Raw genomic sequence first — 20175 nt, forward strand, 5'->3', positions numbered from 1 at the left:
GGCGAGCTGGCGGCCGTGGAGATGGTGACCCTCACCATCGACGGCTTCCAGGTCAGCGTGCCCAAGGGCACGATGATCATCCGGGCGGCCGAGCTGCTGGGGATCCAGATCCCCCGGTTCTGCGACCATCCGCTGCTGGACCCGGCGGCCAACTGCCGCCAGTGCCTGGTGGACATCCCCGACGCCGGGAACGGCCGCGGCTTCCCCAAGCCGCAGCCCTCCTGCGCCATCGAGGTGGCCGAGGGCATGGTGGTCAAGAGCCAGCTCACCTCCCCGGTGGCCGAGAAGGCCCAGCGCGGTGTGATGGAGATGCTGCTGCTCAACCACCCGCTGGACTGCCCGGTCTGCGACAAGGGCGGCGAGTGCCCGCTGCAGAACCAGGCCATGTCCAACGGCCAGGGCGAGTCCAGGTTCGAGGAGCACAAGCGCACCTTCGAGAAGCCCGTCCCGCTCTCCACCGAGGTGCTGCTGGACCGCGAGCGGTGCGTGCAGTGCGCCCGCTGCCTGCGCTTCTCCGACCAGATCGCCGGCGACCCGTTCATCGAGTTCTTCGAGCGGGGGGCCAAGGAGCAGGTCGCGGTGGCCGACGGCGAGCCGTTCCAGTCCTACTTCTCCGGCAACACCATTCAGATCTGCCCGGTGGGCGCGCTCACCGGCGCCGCCTACCGGTTCCAGTCCCGGCCGTTCGACCTGGTCTCCACGCCCAGCGCGTGCGAGCACTGCGCCTCCGGCTGCGCGCAGCGCACCGACCACCGGCGCGGCCGGGTCACCCGCCGCCTGGCCGGGGACGACCCGCAGGTCAACGAGGAGTGGAACTGCGACAAGGGCCGGTGGGCGTTCAGCTACGCCACCCAGCCCGACCGGCTGCGCGGCCCGCTGGTCCGTAACGAGGACGGCGTGCTGGTGCCCGCCTCCTGGCCGGAGGCGCTCTCCGTGGCCGCCGCCGGCCTGGCCGGGCGCCGCGCGGGCGTGCTGGTCGGGGGCCGGGTCACGGTCGAGGACGCCTACGCCTACAGCAAGTTCGCCCGCCTCGCCCTCGGCACCAACGACATCGACTTCCGGGCCAGGGCGCACTCCGCCGAGGAGGCCCAGTTCCTGGCGCACGCGGTGGCCGGGAAGGGCATCGAGATCTCCTACGCCGACCTGGAGAGCGCGCCCGCCGTGCTGCTCGCCGGGTTCGAGCCCGAGGAGGAGTCGCCCATCGTCTTCCTGCGGCTGCGGAAGGCGCACCTGAAGAAGGGGCTGCGCGTGTACGCGCTGGCCCCCTTCGCCACGCCCGGCCTGACCAAGATGGGCGGCACGCTCATCCAGACCGCGCCCGGCGCCGAGGCCGAGGCGATCGGCGAGCTGACCAACAGCGGCGAGGGCCTCCCGGAGGGCACGATCATCCTGGCCGGCGAGCGGCTGGCCGGGACCAAGGGCGCGCTCTCGGCGCTGCTCCGGCTGGCCCGCGCCACCGGCTCCCGGGTCGCCTGGGTGCCCCGGCGGGCCGGCGAGCGCGGCGCCCTGGAGGCGGGCGCGCTGCCCAACCTGCTGCCCATCGGCCGCCCGGTGGCCGACGCCGCCGCCCGCGCCGAGGTGGCCAGGATCTGGAACGTCACCGCGCTGCCGGAGACCTCCGGCCGGGACACCGCCGGGATCCTCCAGGCCGCGCTGGAGGAGCAGCTGGACGCGCTGGTCGTGGCCGGGGTGGACCCCTACGACCTGCCCGACCCCGAGCTGGCGCTGCGGGCGCTGGAGAACACCCCGTTCATCGTGAGCCTGGAGATCCGGGCCAGCGCGGTCACCGACCGCGCCGACGTGGTGCTCCCGGTCGCGGCGGTGGTCGAGAAGGCGGGCACCTTCGTCGACTGGGAGGGGCGGGGACGCTCCTTCGAGGCGGCCCTGCCGGTGCCGGGCGTGATGAGCGACCTGCGGGTGATCAGCGCGCTGGCCGACCACATGGACGTGCACCTGGCCCTGCCCGAGGTCGGCGCGGTCCGCCGCGAGCTGGGCGCGCTGGGCTCCTGGAAGGGCTCGCGGGCCCTGGCTCCCAACGTCACCGGCGGCTCGGGCAAGGACCCGCAGGCCGGTCAGGCCGTCCTGGCCAGCTGGCACCTGCTGCTGGACGACGGGCGGCTGCAGGACGGCGAGCCGTACCTGGCGGGCACCGCGCGGGAGGCGGTGGCGCTGCTCTCGGCGGCCACCGCGGCCGAGATCGGCGCGACGGAGAAGGTCACCGTGAACGGCGTGACCCTGCCGCTGCGCCTCGCGGACCTGCCGGACCGGGTGGTCTGGGTGCCGGCCAACTCCGGCGGAGTTTCGATCACCAGGGACCTGCGGGCCGCCGCCGGTGACCTGGTCAGCGTTGCCAACGAGGAGCGGTCATGAGCCCCGGACCCACGCTGGCGGATTTCGGCCACGATCCGCTCTGGATCAGCATCATCAAGGCCGTGTTCATCTTCGTCTTCCTGATGCTCGGTGTGCTGATGGGGGTGTGGACGGAGCGCAAGCTCATCTCCCGCATGCAGCACCGGTACGGGCCCAACCAGGCCGGCAAGTTCGGTCTGCTGCAGACCGTCGCCGACGGTCTGAAGATGGGCCTGAAGGAAGACCTGATGCCGCGCACGGTGGACAAGGTCATCTACTTCCTGGCCCCGGTGATCATCGCGGTGCCGGCCTTCCTGGCCTTCTCCGTCATCCCGTTCGGCCCGGTGGTCTCCATGTTCGGGGTGAAGACCCCGCTCCAGCTGACCGACCTGCCGGTGGCGGTGCTGCTCATCCTGGCCATGGCCTCGATCGGCGTGTACGGCATCGTGCTGGCGGGCTGGGCCTCCCGCTCGCCGTACGCGATCCTGGGCGGGCTGCGCTCCAGCGCCCAGGTGGTCAGCTACGAGATCGCGATGGGCCTGTCCTTCGTGGCGGTCTTCCTGTACGCGGGCACCCTGTCCACCTCCGAGATCGTCGCCAAACAGGCCGACGGCGGCACCTTCGACATCGGCGGGGTGACCATCCCGCTGCCGTCCTGGTACGCGGTGCTGCTCATCCCGTCGTTCCTGATCTACGTGCTGACCATGCTCGGCGAGACCAACCGGGTCCCCTTCGACCTGCCCGAGGGCGAGGGCGAACTGGTCGGCGGCTTCCACACCGAGTACTCCTCGTCGCTGAAGTTCGCCATGTTCATGCTCGCCGAGTACGTCAACGTGTTCGTCGTCTCCGGGGTGGCCACCACGCTGTTCCTGGGCGGCTGGCGGGCGCCGTGGCCGATCTCGCTCTGGGACGGCGCCAACGTCGGCTGGTGGCCGATGCTCTGGTTCTTCATCAAGCTGGTGCTGCTGTTCTGCTTCTTCATCTGGGTCCGCGCCTCGCTGCCCCGGATCAGGTACGACCAGCTGATGCACTTCGGCTGGAAGGTCCTGATCCCGCTGAACCTGGCCTGGATCCTGATGGTGGCCAGCTTCCGCGCCTGGCGGGTGAACCCGAGCGGGCCGGTGATCGTCCTGATGGCGGTCATCGTGATCGGCGCGCTGGCCGTGTACTTCCGCTTCGACACGGTGCTGCAGCGCCGCCGCGAGGCCCGCGCCGCGGAGGTCGAGGCCGAGTTCGAGCAGCTCCGCGACGAGCCTGAAGCCGGTGGGTTCCCGGTGCCGCCACTGGACCTGCCGCACTACCACGGGGCTAATCGCAAGGAGGTCCCCAGTGTCTAAATACACCGACTGGCTGAACCCCGTTAAGGGGTTCGGCGTCACCTTCCACCACATCTTCAAGAAGCCGATCACGGTCAACTACCCGCAGGAGAAGCGCCCCACGGCGCCCCGCTTCCACGGGCGGCACCAGCTCAACCGCTGGCCGGACGGTCTGGAGAAGTGCGTCGGCTGCGAGCTGTGCGCGTGGGCCTGTCCGGCGGACGCCATCTTCGTGGAGGGCGCCGACAACACCGAGACCGAGCGGTACTCGCCCGGTGAGCGGTACGGCCGCACGTACCAGATCAACTATCTGCGGTGCATCCTCTGCGGGCTGTGCATCGAGGCCTGCCCGACCCGGGCGCTCACCATGACCAACGAGTACGAGCTGGCCGACAGCAGCCGCGAGTCGCTGATCTACACCAAGGAGATGCTGCTCGCCCCGCTCACCGCGGGCATGGAGCAGCCGCCGCACCCGATGCGCCTCGGGGAGACCGAGGAGGACTACTACCGGTTGGGACGCGACAATGGGTGAGACAGTCACGTTCTGGGTGCTCGCCGTGGTGTCCGTGACCGCCGCGCTCGGGCTGGTGTTCAGCCGCCGCGCGGTCTACTCGGCGCTCATGCTCGGCGTGGTCATGCTCTCGCTGGCGGTGCTGTACGCGGTGCAGGACGCGCCCTTCCTGGCCGCGGTGCAGATCATCGTCTACACCGGCGCGGTCATGATGCTCTTCCTGTTCGTGCTCATGCTGGTCGGCGTGGACTCCTCGGACTCGCTGGTGGAGACCATCCGCGGCCAGCGCTTCTGGGCGATCGTGGCCGGTCTCGGCTTCGCCTCGCTGCTCGCCCTCGGGGTGGGCAACGCGGTCTTCACCGCGCCCAAGGGCCTGGCGGCCGTGAACCAGGTGGGCAACGTGCCGTCGCTGGCCGAGTCCATCTTCACCCGGTACGTCTTCGCCTTCGAGGTCACCTCGGCGCTGCTGATCACCGCGGCGCTGGGCGCCATGGTGCTGGCGCACCGGGAGCGGGCCGAGGCCAAGGCGACGCAGAAGGACCTGTCCCGGGCCCGCTTCGCCGCCTTCGGGGAGACCGGCACCAACCCGGCCCCGCTGCCCGGCCCCGGCACCTACGCCCGGCACAACGCGATCGACATGCCCGCGCTGCTCCCGGACGGGAAGATCTCGGCGCTCTCCGTCAACCGGCACATCGCCCGGCACGAGGCCGACGCCGGGACCATCGACCCCAAGGTCGCGGAGGTCTTGGAAGCGCAGATCCTGGAAGGGGACGACTCCAAGTGACCACCCACTACCTGGTGCTCAGCGCGCTGCTGTTCGCCATCGGCGGCATCGGCGTCCTGGTCCGGCGCAACGCCATCGTGGTCTTCATGTGCGTGGAGCTCATGCTCAACGCGTGCAACCTGGCGTTCGTCACCTTCGCGCGGCAGCACGGCAACATCGAGGGCCAGGTCATCGCCTTCTTCGTGATGATCGTGGCCGCCGCCGAGGTCGTCGTGGGCCTGGCCATCATCGTGACGATCTTCCGAACCCGCAGATCCGCGTCCGTCGACGACGCGAGCCTGCTGAAGTACTAAGAGGTGTCCGTTGGAACCCGCTGAGATCATCTCGCACACCGGGGGCGTGATCGGAGCCGGCTGGCTCCTGATCGCGCTGCCCCTGCTCGGCGCGGCGGTCCTGCTGCTGGGCGGCCGCCGTACCGACAAATGGGGCCATTTCCTAGGCGTGGCGCTAGCGGTCGCCTCGTTCGTGGTGGCTGTGCTGGCGTTCGTCCAGTTGCTCGGGTTCGCGCCCGGTGAGCGGCGGCGGGGCGTGGCGCTCTACGAGTTCATCCCCGGCGTCGCCAACATGGGGCTGCTGATCGACCCGCTGTCGATCTCCTTCGCCCTGCTGATCACCGGGGTCGGCTCGCTGATCCACATTTACTCGATCGGCTACATGTCGCACGACACCGACCGGCGCAGGTTCTTCGGATACCTGAACCTGTTCGTGGCGGCCATGCTGCTGCTGGTGCTGGCCGACAACTACGTCGCCCTGTTCATCGGCTGGGAGGGCGTCGGCCTCGCCTCGTACCTGCTGATCGGGTTCTGGCAGTACAAGCCGAGCGCCGCGACGGCGGCCAAGAAGGCGTTCGTGGTCAACCGGGTCGGCGACTTCGGCCTGCTGATCGCGATCTTCATCATGTTCTCCACCTTCGGCTCGGTCGCGTTCGCCGACGTATTTCCGAAGGCGGGCGGGGCTTCCGCCGGGACGCTGACCGCGATCGGCCTGCTGCTCCTGCTCGGCGCCTGCGGCAAGTCGGCCCAGCTGCCGCTGCAGTCCTGGTTGCTGGACGCGATGGAGGGCCCGACCCCGGTCTCCGCCCTGATCCACGCGGCCACCATGGTCACCGCCGGGGTCTACCTGGTGGTCAGGTCCGGCGCGGCGTTCTTCCCCGCCGACAGCACCGCCTCGCTGGTGGTCACCATCGTCGGTGTGGCCACGCTGCTGGCCGGTGCCATCATCGGTACCGCCAAGGACGACATCAAGAAGGCGCTGGCCGGGTCGACCATGTCGCAGATCGGCTACATGATGCTGGCGGCCGGCCTCGGCGTCGCCGGGTACGCCTTCGCCATCGCGCACCTGATCACCCACGGCTTCTTCAAGGCCAACCTGTTCCTCGGCGCCGGTTCCGTCATGCACGGCATGAACGACGAAGTGGACATGCGCAAGTACGGCGGCCTCCGGTCGCTGATGCCGATCACCTTCGTCACCTTCCTGATCGGCTACCTGGCGATCATCGGGTTCCCGCTGCTGTCCGGCTACTTCACCAAGGACGGCATCATCGAGACCGCGATGGAGCACAGCGCGATCCTCGGCTGGCTGGCCGTGATCGGCGCGGGCATCACCGGCTTCTACATGTCGCGGCTGGTCTTCATGACCTTCTTCGGCGAGCGCCGCTGGGCCGCCGACGCGCACCCGCACGAGTCGCCGAGCGTGATGACCTGGCCGTTGATCGTGCTCTCCATCGGCTCGATCGGGCTCGGCGGTTATCTGATCCTGAGCAACCGCCTGATGGTCTTCCTCGGCCCGGCCGTCGGCCAGCCCGAGGAACTCCCGGCCTTCCACTTCTTCAGCCCGGTCGGCCTGGCCACCCTGGCCCTGGTCGCCCTCGGCGCCGCCTACGCCTGGCTCAAGTACGGCCGGGCCGAGGTGCCCGCGGTCGCCCCGCGCGGCTCCTTCCTCACCACCTTCGCCCGGCGCGACCTGTACGGCGACGCCCTGAACGAGGCGCTGTTCATGCGTCCCGGGCAGTGGCTCACCCGGCTGGCCGTGTTCTTCGACAACCGCGGCATCGACGGCGTGGTGAACGGCCTGGCGGCGGGGATCGGCGGCACCTCCGGGCGGTTGCGGCGCATCCAGACCGGTTACGTCCGGTCCTACGCGCTGTCCATTTTCATCGGCGCCGCCGTACTGGCCGGTGCCTGGTTCGTCGTTGGGACACTGTGATGCCCTGGCTCTCGATACTGATGGGCGTGTCCGTGCTGGGCGCGCTCGGCGTGGCGTTCATCAAGGACGACCGGCTCGCCAAGCAGGCCACCCTGGTGGTCTCGCTGGTCGTGCTGGCGCTGACCGTGGCCATGGCGGTGCAGTTCAGCCCGAACGGCGACCGGTTCCAGTTCGCCGAGACCTACGACTGGATCCCGGCCTTCGGGGTGCACTACGCGGTCGCGGTGGACGGCGTGGCGCTGGTGCTGATCCTGCTGTCGGCGGTGCTGGTGCCGATCGTGGTGCTGGCCTCCTGGCACGAGGCCGAGGCGGGCAAGCGCTCGGTGCGCACGTACTTCGCGCTGCTGCTGGTGCTGGAAGCGATGATGATCGGCGTCTTCGCGGCGACCGACGTCTTCCTCTTCTATGTGTTCTTCGAGGCCATGCTGATCCCGATGTACTTCATGATCGGGTCGTACGGCGGGGCGCAGCGCTCCTACGCGGCGGTCAAGTTCCTGCTCTACTCGCTCTTCGGCGGCCTGCTCATGCTGGTCGCGGTGATCGCGCTCTACACGGTGGCCGGCAAGAACAGCTTCCTGTTCACCGACCTGCTCGGCGCGATCAAGGACCCGACCACGCAGAAGTGGCTGTTCCTCGGCTTCTTCATCGCCTTCGCGATCAAGGCCCCGCTCTGGCCGTTCCACACCTGGCTCCCGGACGCCGCCGCCCAGGCCCCCGCCGGGGCCGCGGTGCTGCTGGTCGGCGTGCTGGACAAGGTCGGCACGTACGGCATGCTCCGGTTCTGCCTGGAGCTGTTCCCCGAGGCGTCCAAGTGGGCCACCCCGGTGGTGATCGCGCTGGCGGTGATCGGCATCGTGTACGGGGCCATCGTGGCCATCGGGCAGACCGACATCAAGCGCCTCATCGCCTACACCTCCATCTCGCACTTCGGCTTCATCGCCATGGGGGTCTTCGCGATGACCACCAACGCGGCGTCCGGGGCCACGCTGTACATGGTCAACCACGGGTTCTCCACCGGCGCGCTGTTCCTGATCGCCGGGTTCCTGATCTACCGGCGCGGCTCGCAGTTCATCGACGACTACGGCGGCGTGCAGAAGGTGGCGCCCATCCTGGCCGGGACCTTCCTGGTGGCGGGGCTCTCCAGCCTCTCGCTGCCCGGTCTGTCGCCGTTCGTCAGCGAGTTCCTGGTGCTGACCGGGACCTTCCAGCGGTACGCCGTACCGGCCGTCATCGCCGCCACCGGCGTGATCCTGGCCGCCGTCTACATCCTGTGGATGTACCAGCGGACCATGAACGGGCCGACGGCGGAGGCCGTGCAGGGCATGAAGGACCTCAACCACCGGGAGCGGTGGGTCCTGATCCCGCTGATCGCCCTCATCATCGGGCTCGGCTTCTTCCCGAAGCCGATGCTCGACGTCATCAACCCCGCGGTCAAGGAGACGCTCACCAACGTCTCGGTGACCGACCCGGCTCCGGCCATCGCTAAGGAGGGCCAGTGATCACGGCTCCCAAAATCGAGTACCTCCAGCTCGCGCCGCTGCTGCTCGTCTTCGGCGCGGCCGTGCTCGGGGTGCTGGTCGAGGCGTTCACGCCGCGCTACCTGCGACGGGCCATCCAGATCCCGGTGACCCTGCTCTCCCTGGCGGGCGCCTTCGCGCTCACCATCGTGCAGACGCTCAAGGGCGTGCCCACCGAGCCGTCGGCGATGGGCGCGGTCGCGGTGGACGGGCCCACCCTGTTCATCTGGGGCACCATCCTGGTGCTGGCCTTCGTCTGCGTGCTGCTGGTCAACGACGAGGAACACTTCGTCGCCGCCGCCTCGGCGGTGCCCGGATCGGCGGAGGAGGAGCGGGCCTTCATCGAGGGCAACGTGCACACCGAGGTCTACCCGCTGGCCCTGTTCGCCATCGGCGGCATGCTGCTCTTCCCGGCGTCCAACGACCTGCTGATCATGTTCGTCGCCCTCGAGGTCATGTCGCTCCCGCTCTACCTGCTCTGCGGCCTGGCCCGGCGCCGCCGCCTCCTGTCCCAGGAGGCCGCGGTCAAGTACTTCCTGCTCGGCGCCTTCTCCTCGGCCTTCTTCCTGTACGGCACCGCCCTGCTCTACGGCTTCGCCGGCTCGGTGGACCTGGCCAAGATCGCCGCGGCGCTGGGTTCGGTGGCCGGGCAGAACGGCCTGCTCTACCTCGGCGCGGCGCTGGTGGGCGTGGGCCTGCTCTTCAAGATCGGTGCGGCCCCCTTCCAGGCCTGGAAGCCCGACGTCTACCAGGGCGCGCCCACCCCGGTCACCGCCCTGATGGCGGCCGGCACCCTGGTCGCCGCGTTCGGCGCGGTGCTGCGGGTGTTCTGGGTGGCGCTGGGCAACCTGATCTGGAGCTGGGAACCGGTCATGTGGGCGGTGGCCATCCTCACCATGGTGGTCGGCGCCATCCTGGCCATCACCCAGACCGACATCAAGCGCATGCTCGCCTACTCCTCGGTCGCGCACGCCGGCTTCCTGCTGGTCGGCGTGATCGCCATCGGCGACGCCAAGCAGAACTCGCTCGCGCTCGGCGCGATTCTGTTCTACCTGGCCGTCTACGGGGTGACCACGATCGGCGCGTTCGCGGTGGTGACCATGGTCCGCGACCCCGGCGGCGAGGCGTGGCACCTGTCCCGCTGGGCGGGCCTGGGCAAACGCTCGCCCAAGCTGGCCGGCCTGTTCGCCTTCTTCCTGCTCGCCTTCGCCGGGATCCCGCTCACCAGCGGCTTCTTCGGCAAGTACGCGGTGTTCCAGGCGGCGGTGGCCGACCACGCGACGCCGCTGGTGGTGGTAGGTGTGATCTCCTCGGCGATCGCGGCGTTCTTCTACGTCCGGGTCATCGTGCTGATGTTCTTCAGCGACCCGGCCGCCGACGGTCCCACCGTGGTGGTGCCGTCCTGGGGCACCGCGGCGGTCGTCGGGTTCTCCGCGTTGGCTACCGTAGTCCTGGGGGTTTTCCCGCAGCCTGTCCTGGATCTAGCGAAGTCGGCCGCGGGTTCGTTGTTCGTCGGATAGGAGCATTTTGATGGCCGCGCCGCCCGTTGTGGATCTACCTGTTGCCGACGAGCGGCTGGCCGAAGAGGTCGCCACGGGGCTCGCCGCGGTGGAACAGCAGCTCCGGGCCTGTGTCGAAAGCGAGGACGCCTTCCTCACGGAGGCGTCCAAGCACCTCATCGAAGCCGGGGGCAAGCGGTTCCGGGCCATGCTGGTCCTGCTGGCCGCGCAGTTCGGCACCCCGTCGGCGGCGGGGGTGGTGCCCGGGGCCGTGGTGATGGAACTCACCCACCTGGCCACCCTCTACCACGACGACGTGATGGACGAGGCGCCCGTCCGGCGTGGCTCGCCCTCGGCCAACGTCCGCTGGAACAACACGGTGGCCATCCTCACGGGGGACTACCTGTTCGCCCAGGCGGCCGACATGTTGGCGGATCTGGGGCCGGAGGCCGTACGGATCCAGGCCAGGACCTTCTCCCGGCTGATCCGGGGCCAGATCAGGGAGACCGTCGGCGCGGCACCGGACGCCGATCCCATCGAGCACTACCTGGGCGTGCTGGCCGACAAGACCGGCTCGCTGATCGCCACCTCCGGCCAGTTCGGCGCGCTGCTCTCCGGCGCCCCCGCCGAGATCGTCACCAGGGTCACCATCGCCTGCGAGGCCATCGGCGTGGCCTGGCAGCTCGGCGACGACATCATCGACGTGGCCTCCGACGCGGCCGGCTCCGGCAAAACCCCCGGAACCGACCTGCGCGAAGGCATCCGCACCCTGCCCGTGCTGTACGCGCTGGCGGCTACCGAGCCTTCCGAAGCCCGCCTCCGCGCCCTGATCGCCGGGCCGGTGGCCGAGGAGGATGTGCCCGAGGCCTTAGGGCTGCTTCGGAAGAGTGAGGCCCTTTCGCAGGCGCGTGCGGAACTGGCTCGCTGGGTGACTCGGGGGAAGAGCGAACTCGCCGGGCTGCCCGATATCCCGGCGCGCGCGGCGTTGCTGTCGCTCTGCGACTACGTGGTCGAACGTTCTGGCTGAGCATGTCCCAGGTGAAGACCGACAGCGCCAGCCAGACCACGACGAAGCCCGCCCATCTGCCGGCGGGCATCGCCTCCTTGGCGATCAGTACGCCGACCAGGAACTGAATCACCGGGGCGATGTACTGGAGCAGGCCGATGGTGCTCATCGGGACGCGGATGGCGGCCGCCCCGAACGCCAGCAGCGGCACCGCGGTGACCACGCCGCTCCCCACCAGCAGCAGGGCGTGCGCCGCGCCCTCGCTGCCGAAGGTGTTCTCCGGGCCCAGCGTGGCCAGGTAGACCAGGGCCGGGATCAGCAGCACGCCCGTCTCGACCGTCAGGCTCTCCGTGGCGCCGACGTTGGCCGTCTTCTTGAGCAGGCCGTACACGCCGAAGCTGAGGGCCAGGGTGAGGGCGATCCACGGGAGGCGGCCGTAGTCCACGGTCAGGATCACGACGGCGACGGTGCCGAGGGCCACCGCCGCCCACTGGCGGGGGCGCAGGCGCTCGCGGAACACCACGACGCCGAACAGGATGGCCACCAGCGGGCTGATGAAGTAGCCGAGGGCGCTCTCCACGACGTGGCCCGTGTTCACGGCGAAAATGTAGGTCACCCAGTTGGCGGAGATCAGGACTGCGGCGGCGGTGAGGAGGACGAGCTGGCGGCGGGTCAGCTCCTTCAACCACGCCCAGTGCCGGCGGACGGCCAGCATCGCGAGCACCGCGACCAGCGACCAGACCATCCGGTGGGCGAGGATCTCCATCGCGGTGGATGGCTTGAGGAGTGGCCAGTACAGGGGGAACAGTCCCCACATTGCATACGCGGCCGCCCCGTACCAGACACCGCGCCGAGATTCAGGCATGTCGCCCAGTTTGACTGCTTACCCGGCTTTATCACAAATAAGTAGAGCTCCCACCACTCTTAAGCACTGCTTACCGATGGGCTTGCCGATGGCTTACCGGTGGGCTTGCGGGCGGAACAAACCCTCGTCCCGTTCGGTTGCATCCGGCGACGGAAGTTGGAGCCCAGGAGGTTAAGCAATGGGTTGGATCTTCGGCACCCACAAGACCACCATGGTCACCCCCGACCGCGCCCTCTCCGGCCGCGCAACCCCCCTCCCCGTAGCCCCCCGTCACGCCGTCCTCGACGCCCCCCTCGCCTCGCCGTACCCACCCGGCACCGAGATCGCCGACTTCGCCCTCGGCTGCTTCTGGGGCGCCGAACGCAAGTTCTGGCAAACCCCCGGCGTCATCACCACCGCCGTCGGCTACCAGGGCGGCTACACCCCCAACCCCACCTACGAAGAGGTCTGCAGCGGCCAAACCGGCCACACCGAGGTCGTCCGAGTCGTCTACGACCCCACCCAGATCACCTACGAAGAACTCCTCAAACTCTTCTGGGAGTCCCACGACCCCACCCAGGGCATGCGCCAGGGCAACGACGTCGGCACCCAGTACCGCTCCGCCATCTACACCCACACCCCCGCCCAGGAAAAGTCCGCCCACGCCTCCCGAGACGCCTACCAGTCCGTCCTGACCACCGCCGGCTACGACCAAATCACCACAGAAATCGCCCCCGCCCCCGATTTCTACTTCGCCGAGGACTACCACCAGCAGTACTTGTGGAAGAACCCAAACGGCTACTGCGGCATCGGCGGCACCGGCGTCACCTGCCCAGTCGGCCTCACCACCGACGAGGCCTGACGCGGTCCAGGCTCGCCGGACTCAGGGTGATCTTTGACGCGGACACCTAGACTCATCCTGTGAGCGCGCAGCGTGAAGAGCTTCATCATCTGGTCGACGAACTGCCGGAGGAGCAGGTCGGACGAGTCCTTGCTCTGGTTCGGGGGAGTGTCCCCGGTCATGCGTCCAGGAAGGCCGTCCTCGACACTCTGGCTGCGGTACAGGAACGTATGACTGGCGTAACCGGTGTGGACGAGGAGCTTCAGCGTCTACGAGATGAGTCGCGTGACTGACGGGTACGTTGTCGACACTGGGGTGTTCCTCCGGTGGTTTGTGGACCAGGATGGTTACGAGCATGCCCGCGAGATTCAGCGGGCCTACCTGGCAGGTGGGTTGCGGTTGGAGACCGTCGACTTCGCCCGGGTAGAGGTGGCCGAAGTACTTCGTAAGAAGGGGCTGCGCGGGGGGCGACTGGACAGGGCGATGTTCCTGGCCGCGACCCGCGTCATTGATGATCTTGGTGTTGTCGTCCATGCCTGTGACGTCGACCGCATCCAGAGAGCCGCCAGCCTTGCAGCCGACTACTCTCTGCGCATGTTCGACGCCTTGTTCGTGCAAGCCGCGTTGGAGCGACAACTGCCGTTGCTGACGACTGACGTGAAGCTCACTCGTGCGGTCAACGCCCTCGTTCCAGTCGAAGTTCTTAGAGGAATATCGGTAGACCCTTCACGCCTGTGAGTGGTGTGAGCCGAAGGCGACTGAGTTGAGGCCGTTTTCGAGGAGCCCGCTTCCCGCCGGGTAGCACGCCTCGGGTACGGGTCAGCCCGGTAGGCCGAGGGTGCGGCGGCGGGTGTCGATGCCGTCGAGCATGCGCTGCAATCCGTACTCGAAGACGGTGTCCAGGTCGAAGTCGAACTGCTCTCGTACGACGTAGCCGAGTCCGGGATGAGTGGGGGACGACGCCCACCGCTGCAGGCTGCCGTCCTGGAGGCGCATCCAGTCGTCCGCGGACATTCCGGTGTCCTCCTCTGCCTGTGTCTCCACGAGACGGACCAGCGCCATGCTGCGCACGTGCCCGAACAGGTTGATGTGCGCGCACAGAATCTCGTGTGCGTCGAACCCCATCGCGCGCAGCGTGCTGAGCGACCACTCGGCGATCGGCAGCACGTTGGGCATGAGCTGCGGGCGGCTCAGCGAGAACACCTCGGCGGCCCACGGGTGGCGGCCGAGTACCGTCCAGAACAGGTGCGCGACCGCCTCGAGGCGTCGCCGCCAGGCCGTCGTCGGGATCTCGGGCATCCGGGCTCCGGCGAACACGTGGTCCGCCATCCGCACCGTCAGGTCACTCCTGTTCGGGACGTGACGGTAGAGCGCCATCGTGGACACGCCCAGGGACACGGCCACCCGCCGCATCGTGACGAGCGGCAGCCCTTCGGCGTCGGCGATCCGTACGGCGGCCTCGACGATCTCGCGCCGGGTCAGCCCGGCACGCCGGGATCGTTCACCGGCAACTCGCGGAGCCGTCCCGGCCGGCTGGCCGCCCTGCCGCTCGTCCTGCTGCCTGTCCTGCCGCCGCACGATGGTCCCGCTGCCGGGGATCGTCTCGACCAGGCCCTCCGCGCGCAGGGCGCTGATCACCTTGGTCGCGGTGGCCATAGCGACACCCCAGTCCCGGACGATCCGCCTGGTAGACGGCACCGGCCGGCCTTCCGTCAGCCGCCCACTCCGGATGTCGTCGGCGATCTCGTCGGCGATGCGCAGGTAGAGCGCTCGGTCGGTCATGACCCTCCAGGTGCACTAGTGCGGTCGGCTGATCGGCAGGTGACCGTACTACTCCATGTGCTGCCAGGATAGTTGAAGTGCACTACCTCGCGCGCTAATTCGTAGCCGGGTCCGGCGCCTCTGCGTACATTGTAAACGCAGCTCCGGGCGGGTCCGGGCAACGGGACAAACGAGAGCATCATGTCTGATCTGACCACCCAGATGGCGACATCGGCGGATGGCACGCCCGTCGAGTACCTCAGCACGGGGCACGGGCCTCACGTCATCGTGGTCCCCGGAGCGCTTGCCGTGGCGTCCGACCTCACCGCCTTCGCCGGGCTCTTGGCGACCCAGCACGCCGTGCACATCGTGCAGCGGCGCGGCCGTGGCGGCAGCGGCCCGCAGGGCGACCGGTACGGCATCGCACGGGAGCGCGAGGACATCGAGGCGGTGCGCGCGCGAACCGGTGCACGGCTGATCTTCGGGCACAGCTTCGGCGGCCTGGTGGCCCTGCGAGCCGCGTGCGGCAACCCGGCGTTCGACGCGGTCGCCGTCTACGAGCCCGGTGTGTCGGTCGGCGGGTCGATCCCGGTCGACTGGATCGATCGAGCGCGCCGCGAGGTCGCCGAGGGCGCAGACTTCGAGTCGTTTATCACCTTCGTCCGCGGCGTCAACCCAGACCAGTCGGGACGTGTTCCGCGCTGGCTCCTCCGGATCATCCTGCGCCATGCGATCCCCCCTGCCGAGATGCGGCAGAAGCGCGAGCTCATGCCCCAGGCCATCAGCGAGCACGCCGAGGTGGGGCGGTTCGACCACCGACTGGCCGACTACCGCGAGATCACCGCAGCCACCCTGATCATGCGCGGCAGAGGGCGTGAAACCGCCCGCCAGGCCGTCGCCCTCACCCAGCTGACCGAAACGATCCCCCGCTCCGAGACCGCGACCTTCCGCACACTCGACCACTTCGCCCCAGAGAAAAAGCCCAGCGAGATCGCGAACGCCGTCCTGCGGTTCTTCGCAGCGCACGCCCGGACGGGCATGCAGACCGGGGGATGACCCGGGCTCGTGGACGCCGGACTCAGGGTGATCTTTCACGCGGACACTTAGGCTCGTCCTGTGAGCGCGCAGCGTGAAGAGCTTCATCGTCTGGTCGACGAACTGCCAGACGTCCGGTGAGGCGTGAGCCGGTACTCGTACCGGGGACTGCGGGTTCTGTAATGGCGTGTTGTCTACCGCATCACCGAGGACAAGTCGGTGGAGATCTGTGAGGTGCGGGCCGTCGGTGAGCGGGCCGATGCGGAAGTGTACGCCGAGGCGACAACGAGGATTCGCGAGGCGGGCGCCGTCCGTCCGGAGATTGTCCGTCTCGGCCAAGTCATCGAGCGTCTCGGCACGATGGCCGATCGGATTCGGGTTGAGGAAGCGTCCCCCAGAGAACCGGTTCCAGACTGGCTCGCGGACCGGTTGATCTACACGGTCGGGATGGCTCGCGAGGACGTTGCCGCTCTTGGTCTCCAAGAGGCGGTCGACTTGTGGGCTGAGCACCGGTCGAAGCCCCATTAGATCGCACATCTATTGCCGCATCGCGTCAGGATGGGCGGATGGTGGAGAGGGAAGCGGACCTGATGATGTTGCTGCGCCGGCTTGACGACCCTGAGAGGCTGGAGTGGCCACGGGGCTATAACCGTCGCGAAGCTGCGGTGCTTCTCCAACGTCTGGTGGCGAGGCTGGAGGACGGCTTCGCGACCCTTTGCCCGACCGAGCAGGACACCCAAGACTCCAGTGAGTACGGTCGCGTCGTAATTCCTGCGGAGGCGACAGTGTGCGGGACGCGGATCGTCGTCTCCCTGAGCAAGTTCGGGTCTCTGGCTTTGGTGTCCGCCGACAACCCCGGAGCCTTCCTGGGCGTGGAGGAGGCGCAGGCGGAGGGCGAGTTGGATGCCGGAGATCTCGCAAAGGCGGTACAAGCACTCACCGAACTGGGATACGTGGTGGTCCCGGAAGAACTCCTCACGAGCCGGTACGACGGGCCGAGCCCGCTGAGATGGGACGGCCAGTGGCAACCCAGCTGGTGGGATCGCTTCTTCGGTACCTTTTGAGCTGCCGCCATGACCTTGGGCGGTCCGGGTCTGGGCTTGATCCAGTTTGACCGACACATCATCGGTGTTCGTCAAAGCGGAGCAAGCTCAGACAACATCTGTAATGCCTGGTACGGCCCAAGATTGCCACCAGGTGATCTCGGGCCGTCGGTGGCTTCTACGGATCTTGAAGGCCGGGTCTCAGTCCACGACCGGCCGGTAGTAGAGCAGTACGTTGCCCGATTTGAAGGTCCTGGTACGGGTCAGTTCGAGGGGGATTCTGTGCTCTGCGGTCTGACGACCCGGCCATCGCCGACAGGATGAACGCCTTGAACTCCTGGTCGACGTTGGGCCAGTCGAACTCCCCGTCGGGCCCCTCGTAGTATCCGTCGGCGGTCACCACGAAGAACGCGAAGATCTTTCTCATCGCCACTCCTGCGATCGTTGTACGGGCCTCCGCGGAGGCCGCTCGTACGTAGGAAGTCGGAGCTGGCGGCACCGTCTCGACATGGCCGGTGCAGAAGTTCCAGCCGTACCGTTCCGTGGCGACGGCGGCGGCCTGTTTTGCTACTTGAAGTAGTAAAGTGGCCTCATGGGTTCGCCTGAACAAGCCTTCCCGCCGGGGGAGGGGCCTGCGGCCAAGGTCAGCGTCTCGCTGCGGGCCGGAAACATCCGCGCCATCAAGGAACGCGTGGGCGCACGCGGCTTCTCCGCCTACGTCGATGCCGCTGTGGAACGCCAGATCGAGCGGGACCTGCTGGAGGAGGCCCTCCAAGCCAACGAGCGCGAGAGCGGGCCCATCCCGCAGTCGCTCCGGGACGAGGCGGGGGAACTGTTCCGGAGCGTCAAGTCCGCCCCGGAGTTGCAAGGGGATGGTGCATGGCACGCGCACGAAGCAAGCTGAGCGCCGGCACGGTCATCCTGGACTCCGAAGGACTCTCCAAATGGTGTGCGGCCGATCAGCGGGTGACGGCGATCGTGAGAGAGGCGCAGAGCAACGACTTCCGTGTCGTCGTCAGCGCCCTGACGCCGATCGAGGCCTTCGACAGCCGGGTGACGAACGACCGTCTGCGCTGGTATCTGTCCCGTTTGCGAGTCGAGCCGGTGACGGAGGAGGTCTCCGTCCACGCCCTTGAACTGCTCCGCCAGAACGGACTCCACGGCCACAAGTATGCGATCGACGCCGTCGTGGTCGCCACTGCGCTCCGCTCCACCGGGCCGGTCATCATCCTCACCTCGGACGAGGATGATATGAGGAAGCTGTGCGGCAAGGCGGTCCGTCTGGTAACCGTGTAGCCGGTCGCTGCCCAGGAATATGGATCTTGCGTAAACTGCAAGCTACGTTTCATTTTATGAAACAGCCGCCTTCGGGCCTGTCCGGGGTGGAGGAGGCGTACACCCCGGACCTCCTTGTCTGGCGTCACGCTAGTTGATAGCGGCTACCCTCGCTGACCTGCGCACTATCAAATAGTCGGATATCGAAGCAGCGCGGAGCAATCGTCAAGTGCTGTTGATCGAATCAGTGGTCCCGCCGTGCTCGCACGCTTGGACGAGCTCGCCGTCCACCCCGCCTAGGCGTCCGGCGGATCAGTACGGGTGGTGGTTCGGCTTGTTTGCCCAGGCGGCGTACGCCTGGGCGCCGAGTTCGGGATAGATCTGCTCGATCGGGATCTTGCGCTGGTCGAGGGGGCGCTGGAAGTCCTTGTACTGGAAGGCGTCGTCGAAACCGATCTTTCTCGTCGCCTCGAGGTCGGAGCTGAAGTGGACCGAGTCGATCCGCGACCAGTAGATGGCGCTCATGCACATCGGGCACGGAGCCCCGCTCGAGTAGAGGGAGTAGCCCATGAGCATCCGGGCCCGCTCGGGCAGGAGGTCGGGCGATCCTTCCGGGCGCGGCACGAGTTCGAGCGTCGAGGTGTTCAGGCGGTCCTCCGCAAGGGTGGGTGCCTCCGGGTTCAGGATCTGGATGGCCTTGCGGATGGCCTCGATCTCGCCGTGTGCGGTCGGGTCGCCGGTGAGCAGGACGCGGTTCTGCCCGCGGGCGAGAATCTCCCCGTCCTTGGTGATGACCGCGCCGAACGGGCCGCCCCAGCCGTTCACAACGGACTCCGTGGCGAGTCGCACGGCTTCGGCCATGAATTCCTTGGGTCCCATCTCCTCACCTCCGGCAGGTAAATTACGGCTGAAATTTCGTCATGATTGACTGCCGCGTCCGAGCAATTCCCGCCATGCTTCTCCCGGCGGCCGTGGACTATACTTGCCCAGGTGAAGCCTGGTTCGAACCGCGGGCCTTCGGATCGCGGCGTGACCGTGGTCATTTCGTCAAAGGTTCGCGAAGGCCGCGATGATGATTATCGCCGCTGGCAGCAGAAAACAAATGAGAGCATGCGCTCATTTGCTGGTTTCGAGGGGGCGGAGACTTATCCGCCGATTCCCGGTGAGCAACCCTCCTGGGTGTCTGTTTTTCGTTTCTCGGGCATCGCCCAGCTGACCGGGTGGCTGAATTCGGAGTCGCGTAGGGCGCTGCTCGACGAGGTCCGGCCGCTGCTGGAGGAGCCGCCGGCGCTGGAGGTCCTCGCGGGAAGGACGCCCGATATCGAAGCGGTCACGGCGGTGATCTCCCACAACGTGCGGCCAGGCCGCGAGGGCGACTACACGCGCTGGCAGGACAGGCTCCACAAGGCAGAGGAGAGGTTTCCCGGCTTCCTTGGATTCGAGACGTTCGCGCCAGTGCCGGGCGTACAGCCGCACTGGGTGGTCATGACCCGGTTCGACACCCGCGAACACCTTGAGAACTGGCTCGCGTCCGACACCCGGAGAAAGCTCCTGGACGAAGGTCGTGACTGCGTCGTCGACTTCGACGTGCGCACCGTCAAGTCGGCGTTCGGCGGCTGGTTCCGGTTCGGCGGCGGAGTTGCCGGGCAGGGCGCTCCGCCCAACTGGAAGCAGGCCATGTGCGTGCTGCTGGCCCTCTATCCGACCGTGATGGCGCTGAACCTGACGGTGAGCCGGGTGCTGACCGGCGCGCGCCTGCCCCTCTACCTCGTCCTGTTCATCGGCAACGTGCTGAGCGTCGCCATCCTCACCTGGGTCCTGATGCCGCTCGTCAACAGGGCCTTCGCGGCATGGCTGCGCCCCGATGTGTCCCGCTCGTTCCTCGCCGGCGCCGCCGGAGCGCTCGTGATCGTGCTGTGCTACGCGCTGTCCGTCGCCGCCTTCGCCGTGATCACCCGTTAGCGGCCGTGGCACGGAGGATGTCCGACATGGGGCTGGGCCGAGACCACGGATGCATGCTGATCGACCTCTCCCGGCTCGACGCGTGCGCCGTCGACACCGCCTCGGCCACGGCGAGCGCGCAGACCCCGAGGGCGTCTTCCAGCCCTACCTGCAACCATGAACTCCTGCGGTCTTGCCAGAAAGATCCAATTACGTCGCGGCTGTCCACATGGCGATCGGGAAAGCCT

The 20175-nt window shown here is 68.0% G+C and carries 21 protein-coding genes and 1 pseudogene; 18 read left to right on the forward strand and 4 right to left on the reverse strand.

The window, feature by feature from the left end:
• Positions 1–21: 21 nt before the first annotated feature.
• Genes KIP79_RS04705 through KIP79_RS46475 form a run of 9 tightly spaced genes read left to right on the forward strand, consistent with a single transcriptional unit; the run spans position 22 to position 11208 of the window.
• Positions 22–2370, forward strand: coding sequence for an NADH-quinone oxidoreductase subunit G (locus KIP79_RS04705; RefSeq protein ID WP_250212691.1), 2349 nt, complete (start codon positions 22–24; stop codon positions 2368–2370).
• Positions 2367–3686, forward strand: a complete 1320-nt coding sequence (gene nuoH, locus KIP79_RS04710) for an NADH-quinone oxidoreductase subunit NuoH (RefSeq protein ID WP_214103396.1) — start codon at positions 2367–2369, stop codon at positions 3684–3686. Before KIP79_RS04705 ends, nuoH begins: the two co-directional genes overlap by 4 nt.
• Positions 3679–4197: an NADH-quinone oxidoreductase subunit NuoI gene (gene nuoI, locus KIP79_RS04715; protein ID WP_214103397.1), complete on the forward strand. Its 519-nt coding sequence runs from the start codon at positions 3679–3681 to the stop codon at positions 4195–4197. The genes nuoH and nuoI overlap by 8 nt, the downstream gene beginning before the upstream one ends.
• Positions 4190–4960 carry an NADH-quinone oxidoreductase subunit J gene (locus KIP79_RS04720; RefSeq protein WP_214103398.1) on the forward strand — a complete coding sequence of 257 codons (771 nt, stop codon included), beginning with the start codon at positions 4190–4192 and terminating at the stop codon, positions 4958–4960. The genes nuoI and KIP79_RS04720 overlap by 8 nt, the downstream gene beginning before the upstream one ends.
• On the forward strand, positions 4957–5253 hold the full coding sequence (gene nuoK, locus KIP79_RS04725) for an NADH-quinone oxidoreductase subunit NuoK (protein ID WP_214103399.1): 297 nt from the start codon (positions 4957–4959) through the stop codon (positions 5251–5253). Before KIP79_RS04720 ends, nuoK begins: the two co-directional genes overlap by 4 nt.
• Positions 5254–5263: 10 nt before the next feature.
• Positions 5264–7165 carry an NADH-quinone oxidoreductase subunit L gene (gene nuoL / locus KIP79_RS04730; RefSeq protein WP_250212649.1) on the forward strand — a complete coding sequence of 634 codons (1902 nt, stop codon included), beginning with the start codon at positions 5264–5266 and terminating at the stop codon, positions 7163–7165.
• 20 nt (positions 7166–7185) lie between these two features.
• Positions 7186–8664 carry an NADH-quinone oxidoreductase subunit M gene (locus tag KIP79_RS04735; protein WP_250212694.1) on the forward strand — a complete coding sequence of 493 codons (1479 nt, stop codon included), beginning with the start codon at positions 7186–7188 and terminating at the stop codon, positions 8662–8664.
• Positions 8661–10202, forward strand: a complete 1542-nt coding sequence (nuoN, locus tag KIP79_RS04740; protein WP_214103401.1) for an NADH-quinone oxidoreductase subunit NuoN — start codon at positions 8661–8663, stop codon at positions 10200–10202. Before KIP79_RS04735 ends, nuoN begins: the two co-directional genes overlap by 4 nt.
• Before the next feature lie 10 nt (positions 10203–10212).
• On the forward strand, positions 10213–11208 hold the full coding sequence (locus tag KIP79_RS46475; protein ID WP_250212650.1) for a polyprenyl synthetase family protein: 996 nt from the start codon (positions 10213–10215) through the stop codon (positions 11206–11208).
• A gap of 97 nt (positions 11209–11305) precedes the next feature.
• On the opposite strand, the pseudogene rarD reads toward KIP79_RS46475, so the two are convergent.
• A pseudogene (gene rarD, locus KIP79_RS46480) lies at positions 11306–12052 on the reverse strand (EamA family transporter RarD); the annotation flags it as partial.
• 178 nt (positions 12053–12230) lie between these two features.
• Between rarD and msrA the strand changes: the two are divergent.
• Genes msrA through KIP79_RS04760 form a run of 3 tightly spaced genes read left to right on the forward strand, consistent with a single transcriptional unit; the run spans position 12231 to position 13610 of the window.
• Positions 12231–12893 carry a peptide-methionine (S)-S-oxide reductase MsrA gene (gene msrA / locus KIP79_RS04750; protein ID WP_214103403.1) on the forward strand — a complete coding sequence of 221 codons (663 nt, stop codon included), beginning with the start codon at positions 12231–12233 and terminating at the stop codon, positions 12891–12893.
• 59 nt (positions 12894–12952) lie between these two features.
• Positions 12953–13165 (forward strand): hypothetical protein, encoded by a 213-nt coding sequence (locus KIP79_RS04755; protein ID WP_214103404.1) that lies wholly within the window; start codon positions 12953–12955, stop codon positions 13163–13165.
• Positions 13158–13610 (forward strand): type II toxin-antitoxin system VapC family toxin, encoded by a 453-nt coding sequence (locus KIP79_RS04760; protein WP_214103405.1) that lies wholly within the window; start codon positions 13158–13160, stop codon positions 13608–13610. Before KIP79_RS04755 ends, KIP79_RS04760 begins: the two co-directional genes overlap by 8 nt.
• 81 nt (positions 13611–13691) lie before the next feature.
• On the opposite strand, the gene KIP79_RS04765 is transcribed toward KIP79_RS04760, so the two are convergent.
• Positions 13692–14654: a TetR/AcrR family transcriptional regulator C-terminal domain-containing protein gene (locus KIP79_RS04765; protein ID WP_214103406.1), complete on the reverse strand. Its 963-nt coding sequence runs from the start codon at positions 14652–14654 to the stop codon at positions 13692–13694.
• Between the two features lie 180 nt (positions 14655–14834).
• On the opposite strand from KIP79_RS04765, the gene KIP79_RS04770 reads away from it, so the two are divergent.
• From KIP79_RS04770 to KIP79_RS04780, 3 genes are all read left to right on the forward strand, one after another.
• The gene (locus KIP79_RS04770) at positions 14835–15689 is read left to right on the forward strand and encodes an alpha/beta fold hydrolase (protein ID WP_214103407.1); all 855 of its coding nucleotides are present in this window, start codon (positions 14835–14837) and stop codon (positions 15687–15689) included.
• Positions 15690–15887: 198 nt separating this feature from the next.
• Entirely contained in the window at positions 15888–16196 is a 309-nt protein-coding gene (locus tag KIP79_RS04775) for a hypothetical protein (RefSeq protein ID WP_214103408.1), read from the forward strand.
• A gap of 38 nt (positions 16197–16234) precedes the next feature.
• Entirely contained in the window at positions 16235–16732 is a 498-nt protein-coding gene (locus KIP79_RS04780; RefSeq protein WP_214103409.1) for a hypothetical protein, read from the forward strand.
• 157 nt (positions 16733–16889) lie between these two features.
• On the opposite strand, the gene KIP79_RS04785 is transcribed toward KIP79_RS04780, so the two are convergent.
• The gene (locus tag KIP79_RS04785; protein ID WP_214103410.1) at positions 16890–17138 is read right to left on the reverse strand and encodes a dihydrofolate reductase family protein; all 249 of its coding nucleotides are present in this window, start codon (positions 17136–17138) and stop codon (positions 16890–16892) included.
• Positions 17139–17303: 165 nt separating this feature from the next.
• On the opposite strand from KIP79_RS04785, the gene KIP79_RS04790 reads away from it, so the two are divergent.
• Positions 17304–17615, forward strand: a complete 312-nt coding sequence (locus tag KIP79_RS04790) for a hypothetical protein (RefSeq protein ID WP_214103411.1) — start codon at positions 17304–17306, stop codon at positions 17613–17615.
• Positions 17591–18007, forward strand: a complete 417-nt coding sequence (locus KIP79_RS04795) for a type II toxin-antitoxin system VapC family toxin (protein ID WP_214103412.1) — start codon at positions 17591–17593, stop codon at positions 18005–18007. The genes KIP79_RS04790 and KIP79_RS04795 overlap by 25 nt, the downstream gene beginning before the upstream one ends.
• Positions 18008–18298: 291 nt before the next feature.
• Here the strand turns inward: KIP79_RS04795 and KIP79_RS04800 are convergent, their stop codons facing one another.
• The gene (locus KIP79_RS04800; protein ID WP_214103413.1) at positions 18299–18865 is read right to left on the reverse strand and encodes a nucleoside deaminase; all 567 of its coding nucleotides are present in this window, start codon (positions 18863–18865) and stop codon (positions 18299–18301) included.
• A 150-nt stretch (positions 18866–19015) separates the two neighbouring features.
• Between KIP79_RS04800 and KIP79_RS04805 the strand changes: the two genes are divergently transcribed.
• Positions 19016–19948, forward strand: a complete 933-nt coding sequence (locus KIP79_RS04805) for an antibiotic biosynthesis monooxygenase (protein WP_308169564.1) — start codon at positions 19016–19018, stop codon at positions 19946–19948.
• The last annotated feature ends 227 nt before the right edge of the window (positions 19949–20175 follow it).

This window comes from Acrocarpospora catenulata (assembly GCF_018476525.1).
Lineage (GTDB): Bacteria > Actinomycetota > Actinomycetes > Streptosporangiales > Streptosporangiaceae > Acrocarpospora > Acrocarpospora catenulata.

Coding starts and splice junctions, on each gene's coding strand:
- KIP79_RS04705 (WP_250212691.1), top strand. CDS start 22: ATGGTGACCCTCACCATCGACGGCTTCCAGGTCAGCGTGCCCAAGGGC.
- nuoH (WP_214103396.1), top strand. CDS start 2,367: ATGAGCCCCGGACCCACGCTGGCGGATTTCGGCCACGATCCGCTCTGG.
- KIP79_RS04720 (WP_214103398.1), top strand. CDS start 4,190: ATGGGTGAGACAGTCACGTTCTGGGTGCTCGCCGTGGTGTCCGTGACC.
- KIP79_RS04735 (WP_250212694.1), top strand. CDS start 7,186: ATGGGCGTGTCCGTGCTGGGCGCGCTCGGCGTGGCGTTCATCAAGGAC.
- KIP79_RS46475 (WP_250212650.1), top strand. CDS start 10,213: ATGGCCGCGCCGCCCGTTGTGGATCTACCTGTTGCCGACGAGCGGCTG.
- msrA (WP_214103403.1), top strand. CDS start 12,231: ATGGGTTGGATCTTCGGCACCCACAAGACCACCATGGTCACCCCCGAC.
- KIP79_RS04765 (WP_214103406.1), bottom strand. CDS start 14,654: ATGACCGACCGAGCGCTCTACCTGCGCATCGCCGACGAGATCGCCGAC.
- KIP79_RS04770 (WP_214103407.1), top strand. CDS start 14,835: ATGTCTGATCTGACCACCCAGATGGCGACATCGGCGGATGGCACGCCC.
- KIP79_RS04780 (WP_214103409.1), top strand. CDS start 16,235: ATGGTGGAGAGGGAAGCGGACCTGATGATGTTGCTGCGCCGGCTTGAC.
- KIP79_RS04785 (WP_214103410.1), bottom strand. CDS start 17,138: ATGAGAAAGATCTTCGCGTTCTTCGTGGTGACCGCCGACGGATACTAC.
- KIP79_RS04790 (WP_214103411.1), top strand. CDS start 17,304: ATGGGTTCGCCTGAACAAGCCTTCCCGCCGGGGGAGGGGCCTGCGGCC.
- KIP79_RS04795 (WP_214103412.1), top strand. CDS start 17,591: ATGGCACGCGCACGAAGCAAGCTGAGCGCCGGCACGGTCATCCTGGAC.
- KIP79_RS04800 (WP_214103413.1), bottom strand. CDS start 18,865: ATGGGACCCAAGGAATTCATGGCCGAAGCCGTGCGACTCGCCACGGAG.